This window comes from Vibrio sp. MOR3 (assembly GCF_001557775.1).
Classification (GTDB): Bacteria; Pseudomonadota; Gammaproteobacteria; order Enterobacterales; family Vibrionaceae; genus Vibrio; species Vibrio jasicida.
On record NZ_LNRD01000011.1, the window covers coordinates 14,864 to 26,650 of the forward strand.

Here is an 11,787-nt window from a genome sequence, read left to right on the forward strand (position 1 = left end):
AAGAGATAAAGCCCGCTACAGTAGCCCCGCCCCAAATGTAACCTTTTGTAACAAGACTCAAATCTGCGTCTTTTTCCTTTTATCGGGGCATGCTGAGAATAAAAACAAATCTGAAGGGCCCTCATGCTACGCAAGCGAAACGAATTTCGAGATCATAATCAAGAAGTAAGGTTATTTAAAAACCGTGCCGTCGTTGCCTTTCTCGGCATGGTTATTTTGCTGGGAGGATTGGTCGCGAACCTCTACAACTTGCAAGTTAATCATTTCAAAGATTACCAAACTCGCTCTAATGACAATCGCATTAAGATTCTTCCTATCGCGCCCACTCGCGGTCTTATCTATGACCGCAATGGCGTTTTGATTGCTGAAAACCGCCCAGTTTACAACCTCGATATGATCCCTGAGCAAGCAGGCGACCCCGATGCTTTGCTTGAGAAACTCGCTCATTACATCGACATCACACCAGAACAAATTGAGTCATTCAAAAAACGCTACAAGCACACTCGCCGTTTTCGTTCTGTCACCATTTTGAACGAACTCAACGACAAACAAGTTGCGCGTTTTTCGGTGCATCAACATGAATTTGATGGTGTATTTGTAACTGCAGATCTTAAACGTTACTACCCTTACGGGAAGGAATTAACACACGTTCTAGGCTATGTTTCTCATATTAATGACCGCGATCTACGACGCTTAGACAAAGAAGGCAAAGCACAAAACTACCAAGCGACTCAGAACATCGGAAAACTGGGCGTGGAGCGTTACTACGAAGACATTTTGCATGGCACCAAAGGCTATGAAGAAGTAGAAGTAAACAGTCGCGGGCGCGTGATTCGTACCATTAAGTACGTGCCGCCGATTGCAGGGAAAGACATCGTTTTAAACCTCGATATCGAACTACAAGAGTATGTTTATCAGCAATTGGATAATCGTCAGGGCAGCGCTGTTGTACTCGATCCAAGAGATAATAGCGTCCTTGCGATGGCATCTAGCCCAAGTTATGACCCAAACCCATTTGTGAACGGCATTTCCAGCAAAGCCTACAGCGCATTGTTGAACGATCCAGCCCACCCGCTCGTAAACCGAACCACGCTGGGAGTCTATCCACCCGCTTCAACCGTCAAACCCTTTATGGCAGTCGCTGGGCTTGAAGAACATGTGATCACGCCAAATACAGTACGTAACGATCACGGTTCTTGGCGTATTCCAGGTTCAAAACCGAATTCAAAAGCTTGGCGAGATTGGAAACGTTGGGGTCACGGCAACGTGGATGTTACCAAGGCAATCGAGGAATCGGTTGACTCGTTCTTCTACCAAACCGCATTTGATTTGGGTATTGACCGCATCTCTAAATGGATGAACAAATTCGGCTTCGGCTTACCGACAGGCATTGATATCTATGAAGAGAGCAGTGCTAACATGCCGACACGAGAATGGAAAATTGCCCGTCACCGTGCGCCTTGGTATCAAGGGGATACTGTGCCGATTGGTATTGGGCAAGGTTACTGGACAGCCACTCCGATGCAAATCGCCAAAGCCACTTCATTCCTTATCAATCATGGCGAGATGAAAGCACCACATCTGCTAAGAGCGGTGATTGAGCACGGTGAAGATTTTGAAAACCAAGTCGAAGTCGCACCGAAAGATCTACCACCAATTGAAGGTGTGCCAGATAAATACTGGGACATTCCAATCAATGCGATGCGCTTGGTAAACAATGGCGCACATGGCTCTGGTCGTCGCGCATTTAAAGGCGCGGAATACAGCAGTGGTGGCAAATCCGGTACCGCCCAGGTATTTGGCCTGCGCAAAGACGAGGTCTATAACTCGAAAAAGCTCGCGAACCACCTACTTGACCACGCGTTGTTCACTGCGTTTGCTCCGTATGACCATCCAAAATATGTGGCGACAGTGGTGATTGAGCACGGAAACGGTGGTTCAAAAGTCGGGGCACCGTTCATTCGCCATGTATTTGACCACTTGCTTGTCGAACCAGATAAAACCAAAGGTAAAAAGTCTTAGGTTTAACCTTATCGCCTTGCCACTCATGTTAAGTAGCAATAGTGAACAACAAAGCCCGACCGGAGAGTCCTAGCCGCTCGGGCTTTTGTTTGCTTAAAAAACCTCTTTTCCATGTAATCACTTTATTTCACCCACTCGCACAGTTTTACTAAAAATTTGTGCATCCATAAGTAGCTGTTTACAATGGTGGGATTATTGCTTATCTCACTGGGACAGTGAGCTTTGCCAACGGGAAGTGAACATGGCAACACTAAAAGATATCGCTACAGAAGCGGGCGTCTCACTTGCAACCGTATCACGCGTGTTGAATGACGATCCGACTCTGAGCGTAAAAGAAGAAACCAAACACCGCATCTTAGAGATTGCTGAAAAGCTGGAATACCGTACCAGCAGTTCGAAAAAAGCCACCAAAGAGGCGAAACAAAAACACCACTTTTTAGCTTTGTATAACTACAAGCAAGAAGCAGAGGTGAATGATCCTTACTATTTATCCATTCGCCACGGGATTGAAACCCAATGTGATAGATTGGGCATTACGCTAACCAATTGCTACAACAGCGAAATTGACGTCGAAACACAAAAGATCACCGGCATCCTTTTGGTTGGTAAAACCGATAAAGCGATCATCAATAAACTACCTAAGCGCCTCGCAGACAGCATTTGTTATATCGACTTCTCAGACAGCGAAAGCATGTACGACAGCGTTGATATCGATCTTGCTCGCATCAGTAAGCAAGTCGTCGACTTCTTCGTCGAACAAGGTTACCAGCGCATTGGTTTCATTGGTGGACAAGACGAACCAAACACCGCGGACATTCGCGAAAACGCGTTTGTGGAATACGGCAACCTAAAAGGTGTCGTGTCAGAGAATGACATTTACCGTGGCGATTTTTCTAGCCTCTCGGGTTACGACTTAGCCAAAGTGATGTTGGCCAAAGGCGACTTTCCGACAGCACTCTTTATCGCATCAGACTCGATTGCGATTGGGGTTTTACGTGCCATCCATGAGTTCGGTTTGAACATTCCACAAGACATTGCTCTGATCAGTGTGAATGACATTCCAACCGCGCGCTTTACCTTCCCACCGCTCTCTACCGTGCGAATTCACTCAGAGATGATGGGCATACAAGGGGTAAACTTATTGGTAGAAAAATACCGCGATGGTCGTGCGCTGCCATTGCAAGTCCACGTACCAAGCAAACTCAAGCTGCGCGGCACGACTAAGTAGTTATCCCTCTTTATTCTTATTTTATAAAGCACTGAATCCTCAGTGCTTTTTTATTTCTCTTATCTAAATTCCCGTCATTTTTTACTCATTTTACCCAGCAAATAAGCTTGGGATGCTATTCCTTTATGCTGATCACATCTTGCTCACCGATCGCTATTTAAAACGTGATCGAGTTAAAGTTAAACGTTTTCACTGATTTATTTTAGTAAAACTTTTACTAATATCTTTCCCAGATAACTAATAAGCCTTTTCACAATACATCGGCTTCATTTCTTTTGGGCAGATTCGACGCTGACGATACCGCGCCGAAATGACCAAGCTAAGCCGAGGGGAGAACAAACGTGAACAACTGGGAAAACTTCCTCCATCTACATGAGAACCGTATGGCACCACGTGCTTACTTCTTCTCATACGATTCAGTTAAAAACGCACAAACGTTCCAACGCGAGCTGAGCAGCCGCTTTAAGCTGCTGAGTGGTCAATGGACATTCAACTACTTCACTAACCCGCTTTTGGTTCCTGAAGCGTTTTACTCTCAAAAAATGGAAGATTGGGGACGCATTACCGTTCCAAACATGTGGCAAATGGAAGGCCACGGTGACCTTCAATACACTGACGAAGGTTTCCCATTCCCTATCGACGTACCGTTTGTCCCAACCGACAACCCAACTGGCGCATACCAACGTACTTTCACGCTTGGCCAGCAATGGGACAACAAACAAACCATCATCAAATTTGATGGCGTTGAAACTTACTTCGAGGTTTACGTAAACGGGTATTACGTTGGCTTTAGCAAAGGCAGCCGCTTAACCGCTGAGTTCGACATTTCTTCTTACGTTCAACAAGGCGAGAACTTATTGTCTGTGCGCGTCATGCAATGGGCAGATTCGACTTACATTGAAGACCAAGATATGTGGTGGACGGCGGGTATCTTCCGTGATGTTTACCTTGTAGGAAAAGAGCACGCTCACGTCCAAGATCTGACTGTTCGTACTGATTTCGCCGACGATTACCAAAGTGCCACTTTAAGCTGCCAAGTTGAGCTAGAAAACCTGTCTACTGCGGTTGCGTCTGGTTACACGCTGGAATACGCACTACAAGACAAAGGTAAAGTGATTGCTAGTGGCCAATGTGATGCACTGACTATCCAAGACAACAGCCAAACAAGCTTTGCCATTGATGTGGTGAACCCAATCCATTGGACAGCGGAAAATCCATACCTATACCAACTGTTCATCACACTGAAAGATGCACGATGTAATGTGATTGAGGTGATCCCGCAGCGCGTTGGCTTCCGCGACATTAAAGTGCGTGATGGTCTGTTCTACATCAACAACCAATACGTAATGCTGCACGGTGTGAACCGCCACGATAACGACCACCTAAAAGGTCGTGCAGTCGGCATGGAGCGCATCGAGAAAGATCTGATCTTGATGAAGCAACACAACATCAACTCAGTTCGCACCGCGCACTACCCTAACGACCCACGCTTCTACGAACTGTGTGACATTTACGGCTTGTTCGTAATGGCAGAAACCGACGTAGAAACCCACGGCTTCGCGAACGTTGGCGATCTAAGCCGCATCACCAACGATGCAGCATGGGAAAGTGTATTTGTTGACCGTGCAGAACGCCACGTTCACGCCCAAAAGAACCACCCTTCTATCATCATGTGGTCATTGGGTAACGAGTCTGGTTACGGCTGCAATATCCGCGCAATGTACGACGCAACCAGAGCGATTGATGACACCCGCTTGGTGCATTACGAAGAAGACCGTGATGCAGAAGTTGTCGACGTGATTTCAACCATGTACTCGCGTGCGCAGCTCATGAATCACTTTGGTGAGCACCCACACGAGAAACCACGCATCATTTGTGAATACGCACACGCGATGGGTAATGGCCCTGGCGGTCTAACGGAATACCAAAACGTGTTCTATGCGCACGACCACATTCAAGGTCACTACGTATGGGAATGGTGTGATCACGGCGTATTAGCACGTGATGAAAACGGCCAAGAGTTTTACAAATACGGCGGTGATTACGGCGATTACCCGAACAACTACAACTTCTGTATGGATGGTTTGATTTACCCAGATCAAACACCTGGACCGGGCTTGAAAGAGTACAAACAAGTCATCGCTCCAGTGAAAATTCAAGCAGTAGAAGGCAAGACAAACATCTTCACCGTAGAGAACAAATTGTGGTTTACCAACCTTGATGATTACACCATCACAGCGGATATCCGAGCGGAAGGTGAAACGCTGCGCAGCGTGCAGTTTAAGGTCAAAGAACTTGCAGCAAACAGCGCTCGTGAAATCACAATTAACCTGCCAGAGCTGGACGAACGTGAAGCCTTTATTAACTTCACCGTGCGTAAAGACAGCCGCACTTTGTACAGCGAAGCGAACCACGACATCGCGGTGTACCAATTCCAACTTAAAGAGAGCACAGCAAGCGAAGGCGAATTTGTTAGCCACAATGCACAAGCGTTAGTCACCACGGAAAGCCCCTTGGAACATGTGATTGAAGGCCACAACTTCACTCTGACCTTCTCTAAAGTCAACGGCAAGCTGACCTCTTGGCGCGTCAATGGTGAAGAGCTGATTCAGTCAGAACCTAGACTGAACTTCTTCAAACCAATGATTGATAACCACAAACAAGAGTACGAAGGTTTGTGGCACCCAGCGCACTTACAAATCATGCAAGAGCACTTCCGCACGCTACAAGTCGAAGCAACGGATGAATCGGTTTCGATTACGACCACCAGCATCATTGCGCCACCGGTGTTCGATTTTGGCATGCGCTGTACCTACCGCTACCAAATCAACGCACAAGGTCACTTGAATGTGGAACTGAGCGGTGAACGCTACGGCGATTACCCGCACGTTATCCCTGTAATTGGCTTGGATTTGGGCATCAATGGCAACTTTGACCAAGTGAGTTACTACGGTCGTGGCCCTGAAGAAAACTACCAAGACAGCCGCCAAGCCAACTTGATTGATGTTTCCCACAGCACGGTAGCCGACATGTTTGAGACCTACCCGTCCCCACAAAACAACGGCAACCGCCAACACGTTCGTTGGGCATCACTAACGAATCGTCATGGCACGGGTTTGTTGGTGAAACCACAACAAGAAATCAACTTCAGCGCGTGGTTCTACACCAACCAAAACCTGCACGAAGCGCAACACACCATTGAGCTAGAAAAGAGCGGCTACATCACGCTCAACCTTGACCATCAAGTGATGGGACTGGGCTCAAACTCATGGGGCAGCGAAGTGCTTGATTCATACCGCGTGTACATGGACGAGTTCCGCTATGGCCTAACACTGATGCCACTTCAAGCCGGCGATTGCAGTGCACAAGCCATGGCACACCATGATTTCGACAATGCGTTCTTCACTCAATCCAATACTCAAACAGCAAACGAGGCGTAATCCATGATCGTGTTAGACAACTTAGAACAATTCAAAGTCGTGTACCGCGACGGTCGTAAATGGAACCGCTGCGTGGAAGCAATTGAGAACATCGCCAACATCAAAGACGGCGTGATGTATTCGATTGGTGACTCTCTGGTTTACATGATTGAAGACGGCACAAAACAAACCGAACTGTTTGAAGGGAACCGCCGCTACTTCGACGTGCATTACTACCTAGAAGGTCGCGAAACAGTGGAGTTCGCCGACAAATCCGATTTACGCCTAGAGCAAGTATACCGAGATGAAACTGACCGCGAATTTCTCTCCGGTCAAGGTGAGACTCGTGAGCTTTGCGAAGGCCAAGTGGCAATTTTTGATAACGATAAAGCGTACCGCTTCCACGGTGACAACAGAGTAAGAAAAGTGGTGCTCAAAGTGACCATCGAAGATGGCTATTTCCTAAATAAATAACGGCTTACAGGCAAGGCCAGACAACGCGTCTGGCCTAACAACAAAATAATTAAATAAACCCAAAGTAATTCAGATCACAGATCAGTTGTAGACCTCAGCAATCCAACGCGATTACAAATAGTATTCGCCCAAGGATGATAAAACGGTCAATAGCACTATCACTGAGTTACGAAGGGAATTGACGTGATTCATCGGAGGACTCTATGTCTGAATCTATGCGCGGCACCATTGGCAAATTCGCCTTGCTGTCGATGACATTTGCGGCGGTATTTAACGTCCGTAACATCGTGAACAACAACATTGAGCTTGGCCTTAGCTCTGCCCCTATCTTCCTGTTAGCGACGATCGTCTACTTCATTCCATTTGTATTCATCATTGCTGAGTTCGTATCGGCGAACAAAAACTCTGAGTCAGGTATGTACGACTGGCTTAAACAACCGCTTGGCTCTAAAGCCGCTTACCTAGGTTCGTTCCTCTACTGGTTCGTGAACCTATTTTGGTTTGTGTCTCTGCTACCAAACGTGATTGCTTACGCGTCTTACGCGATGCTTGGTTACGAATACACCTTCTCACCAATGGTCACGTCGGTAATTTCGATCGTTCTGTTCGCAGCGGCGACCCACATTTCAACCAAAGGCGCATCTTGGTTAGGTAAAATTTCTGAGCTGGTTGCTTACGGTGTGTTTGCCCTATTCGGCATTTACGTTCTCGGCGCGCTAATGGCGCTGGGCGGCGACACTTACACGCCAGCAGAGCCAATCACACTAGAAGCAATGAGCCCAACCATTAACTGGGCAACGTTAGGCATTATGTGTTGGATCTTCCAAGCAGCAGGCGGTGCAGAAACCGCAGCGGCGTACCTAAAAGATGTAAAAGGCGGCCAAAAAGCCTTCATCAAAGTGATCATCATGGCGGGCGTCTTGATTGGTGCGATGTACGCTATTGGCTCACTTTTGGTGAACGTGTTCGTTCCGCGTGAAGACCTAACATACGCAGGCGGCATGGTAGAAATCTTTACCGGTATGGCTCAATACTTCGATATTTCAACAGTATTGGTTGGCCGCTTCGTTGGCATCATTTTGTTCATCGCGATGTTTGGCTCAATGATGATGTGGACTGCGGCACCAGTAAAAATTCACTTCTCTGAAATTCCAAAAGGTGTATACGGCGAGAAAACCACAGAGCTAAACGAGCATGGTGTACCAGTACGTGCAGCATGGTGGCAATTCGCGTTCGTTGTGGTGATGCTGATCGTCAACGGCTTTGGTTCAGAATCCGTGCAAGACATGATGAACCAAGCGATCAACCTAACCGCAGGTACGGCGATGCTACCGCCAATCTTCATCATGGTGGCGTACTTTGTGTTCCGTCTAAAACACGATGATACACCGCGCGACTTCCGTATGGGTTCACGCAAAGTGGGCATGAGTGTGGTGTCTGTACTAATTGCAATCTTCGTGGTGAGTATGACCGCGTCGGCATTCCCAACAGGCGTTGACTTGGTACGTGCGTTCTTCATCAACGTGTTTATGACTGCCGTCTTCTCTGCTCTGGCTTGGTGGTGGATCTCTCGCTTTGAAAAGAAGCAAGCTATCAAACAACAAGCAACGCAAGAAAAGGCGCAAGAGCCAGTAACGCAAGTATAAACGACCTATAGCTCGGTTACTTAAAGGGCACCCTCGTGGTGCCCTTATAAGATCAATTACCTGTGATCAATTCTGCCACTAGCTGACGCAGCCAAATCCCTTTATCCTCGTTATTACGACTGGTATGCCACAACATGGCGATATCAAAATCCGCCACCGCAATCGGCGGCTGGACGCTCACCAAATCGTCCGAGAACCCTTCCGCTTGCGCCATTTTTTCCGGCACTATCGCAACCAACTCACGCTGTTTAAGCAAGTTTCGAATTGTCAGAAAGTTACGTGAAGCGACGGTGACTTTTCGGCTCAAGCCATGCTCCGCAAGCTTTTTGTCTACTTGTGTACTCAAGCTGCCATCAGGACTCACTAGGGCTTGCTCGATATTGGCAAAAGCATGAATCGACAGTTGTGTTTCACCTTTCAACACTCGCTTATCACACAGACATACGTGCTTTTCTGTGTAGAGGTACTGGCTCTCAAAGTTATCATCGAGCACAGGCATACTGCCGATGATGACATCTAATTTATCGTGTTCCGTGATCGCCACGTAATTACTGCGGTTGACGTTGATAAAACTGATTTGGGCTTCTGGCGCACGCTTACGGATTTCATCATAAAGCAGTGGGGCGAAGATAAATTCGGCGTAGTCGGTTAAACCAATGCGGCACACGCCAGCGTAGTTTTCTGGTTGAAAAGCGGACTTCGTCAGTAAGTCTTTGGCAATCGAATCCAATAAATGATGCACCGTCGGCGCAATATGATGCGCGTGCTCGGTTGGGTCCATCTTATGGCCTTTACGCTCAAACAATGGGTCATCAAACAGCACTCGCGAGCGCGACAAGCTGTGGCTCATGGCAGACTGACTGACAAAGCTTTTCTCGGCCGCCAAGCTCACACTGCGATAGCGATATAGGTAAGAAAAGGTCACCAATAGATTTAAGTCGATATTGCGCCACTGAACATCATCTTTCACAGAACACCTCATCCCATTTTATTCATAGATGAAATTAAAACTATTAATTTGAATCATCTTAGTACATTTCTTACAGTAGCTGCAGTTTTATTGGAGATTTAACAGGCTCAACATGTTTACCATTTTTAAAACCTTTTTTTGGCTTGGTTGGATCAGTTTCGGTGGCCCTGCGGCGCACATCGGTTACTTCCGCCAAACGTTCGTTGAAAAGCTCAAATGGATTGATGACAGCGAATACGCACAGATCGTGGCTTTGAGCCAATTCTTACCGGGCCCTGGTTCTAGCCAAGTTGGCTTTGCTCTGGGTTACAAACGCGGAGGCTTAGGCGGCGCATGCATGGCGTTTCTTGGCTTCACACTGCCTTCCGTGATCATCATGTTGGCGCTTGCTATGGTAAGCAGCCAGATCACTGATACCGCGCTGTTCCAAAACATCGTTCACGGCTTGAAGTTACTTGCAGTCGTTGTGGTGGCGGATGCGACTTGGGGAATGTACAAAAACTTTTGCCAAAGCAAACTAACAGCCGGCTTGTGTGTGGCAACCGCGATTGCGTTATTGGTTGCACCGAGCATCGCAACTCAAATGCTGGTGCTTGTGGGAGCGGGTTTGATTGGTACTCAATACCTTAAGAAAGAATCCGCAACACCTGCCGAACCATTTAAACCAACCATTGCACCATTGGCACTGTTCGCGGTACTTCTGATTGGTTTGCCGTTTGTGGCTCACACCCTGCCAATGCTCGGGCTATTTAGCGACTTCTTCCAAGCGGGTAGCTTAGTGTTCGGTGGCGGTCACGTGGTACTTCCCCTACTGCAAAACATCGTTGGCGATCAACTAAGTCAAGACGCGTTCCTAACGGGCTACGCCGCAGCGCAGGCGGTACCGGGGCCAATGTTTACCTTCGCGACTTACATTGGTTACGAACTATCTGATGCACCTATCCTAGGCGCGTTAGTCGCAACATTAGGTGTGTTCTTACCGGGCTTCTTATTGCTACTTGGCGTGCTAAAGAACTGGCAAGCGCTGGCTGGTAAACCGGCAGTGTCAGGTGCAATCAACGGCGTAAACGCATCGGTCGTTGGTTTGCTATTGGCAGCACTTTACCAACCAGTATTCAGCAGCGCTGTCGTTGCTCCAATCGACATCGCTCTTGTGATAGCTGGTTTCTACTTACATAAGAAACTTAACTTGTCGGTGCTTTGGATGATTGTGTTCTTTGTCACAGCAGGCATCGTAACAGGCATGATGTAAGCGCATCGCTAAGACAAAGACAAGAGTACAACGCCCGCTTCCAATTGAAGGCGGGCGTTTTTAATTCCATCGAGTCAGTAGTTAACACCTATTCCGTTGCTGGTGGTTTTTCCTGTTTATCCGCTGGAATGTAAACATCTGCTCTACGGTTTTTAGAACGACCCGAAGAGGTCTTGTTGGTTGCTATCGGTTCAGATTCACCAAAGGATTTAAGCGTGGTTTTCTGCTCACTCACCCCATAATAGTGCAGTTCACCAGCGGTGCTTTTGGCTCGGTTATGACCCAAGGTTTGGTTATACGCTTTGGTGCCAATCCAATCGGTGTGCCCTTCTACTGTTACTTGATAGTTCGTTTGAGCAAGTTGACGAGCCACATCGCTCAATACATTTCTGGCCAACGGGGTAAGGTTAAACTTGTCAAAGGCGAAGTGCACTCGCGCAATCAATTTACCTTTATCGCTGACCTCTCCGCTAAACTGAGCAATACCTAAATTGGAGATATACGTCAGGCAATCATTCGGGTTAGTGAGCAGTGATGAGTTCTTCATCAGCGCCCACTTCAGTGCGGGGTCATTACTCACATCCGTTACTTGCAAATAACCATCACGATGCGATGCCACACCCGTCACGTCGCCAACCTGAATCGAGTGCGAGTATTCATAATATGACGTCCCGCAGTATTCGGTCACTTTTGAACTGACTTCACTGGCATTCGCACTAACGGTCGTGAAACCGGCCACCAGCATCCCTGTAATTAGCATTGTTTTGGTCATATCT

Annotated in this window: 8 protein-coding genes; 6 read left to right on the forward strand and 2 right to left on the reverse strand. The window is 47.4% G+C overall.

Annotation, left to right across the window (positions count from 1 at the left end):
- Nucleotides 1-123 precede the first annotated feature (123 nt).
- The 5 genes from mrdA (at nt 124) to ATB76_RS18975 (ending at nt 8,789) form a co-directional block, all read left to right on the forward strand.
- Nucleotides 124-2,022 carry a penicillin-binding protein 2 gene (gene mrdA, locus ATB76_RS18955; RefSeq protein ID WP_061035944.1) on the forward strand — a complete coding sequence of 633 codons (1,899 nt, stop codon included), beginning with the start codon at nt 124-126 and terminating at the stop codon, nt 2,020-2,022.
- A gap of 241 nt (nt 2,023-2,263) precedes the next feature.
- Nucleotides 2,264-3,250, forward strand: a complete 987-nt coding sequence (gene ebgR, locus ATB76_RS18960; protein WP_038879030.1) for a transcriptional regulator EbgR — start codon at nt 2,264-2,266, stop codon at nt 3,248-3,250.
- 341 nt (nt 3,251-3,591) lie between these two features.
- Entirely contained in the window at nt 3,592-6,690 is a 3,099-nt protein-coding gene (gene ebgA / locus ATB76_RS18965; protein WP_061035945.1) for a beta-galactosidase subunit alpha, read from the forward strand.
- A 3-nt stretch (nt 6,691-6,693) separates the two neighbouring features.
- Complete coding sequence (locus tag ATB76_RS18970; RefSeq protein ID WP_061035946.1) at nt 6,694-7,143, forward strand: beta-galactosidase subunit beta; 450 nt, start codon at nt 6,694-6,696, stop codon at nt 7,141-7,143.
- A gap of 203 nt (nt 7,144-7,346) precedes the next feature.
- On the forward strand, nt 7,347-8,789 hold the full coding sequence (locus ATB76_RS18975; protein ID WP_038865960.1) for an amino acid permease: 1,443 nt from the start codon (nt 7,347-7,349) through the stop codon (nt 8,787-8,789).
- Nucleotides 8,790-8,841: 52 nt separating this feature from the next.
- On the opposite strand, the gene ATB76_RS18980 is transcribed toward ATB76_RS18975, so the two are convergent.
- Nucleotides 8,842-9,759: a LysR family transcriptional regulator gene (locus ATB76_RS18980; protein ID WP_061035947.1), complete on the reverse strand. Its 918-nt coding sequence runs from the start codon at nt 9,757-9,759 to the stop codon at nt 8,842-8,844.
- 112 nt (nt 9,760-9,871) lie between these two features.
- Between ATB76_RS18980 and chrA the strand changes: the two genes are divergently transcribed.
- Nucleotides 9,872-11,011 (forward strand): chromate efflux transporter, encoded by a 1,140-nt coding sequence (chrA, locus tag ATB76_RS18985; RefSeq protein WP_061035948.1) that lies wholly within the window; start codon nt 9,872-9,874, stop codon nt 11,009-11,011.
- Nucleotides 11,012-11,099: 88 nt separating this feature from the next.
- On the opposite strand, the gene ATB76_RS18990 is transcribed toward chrA, so the two are convergent.
- Nucleotides 11,100-11,783 carry an OmpA family protein gene (locus tag ATB76_RS18990; RefSeq protein WP_038865955.1) on the reverse strand — a complete coding sequence of 228 codons (684 nt, stop codon included), beginning with the start codon at nt 11,781-11,783 and terminating at the stop codon, nt 11,100-11,102.
- Nucleotides 11,784-11,787: the final 4 nt, after the last annotated feature.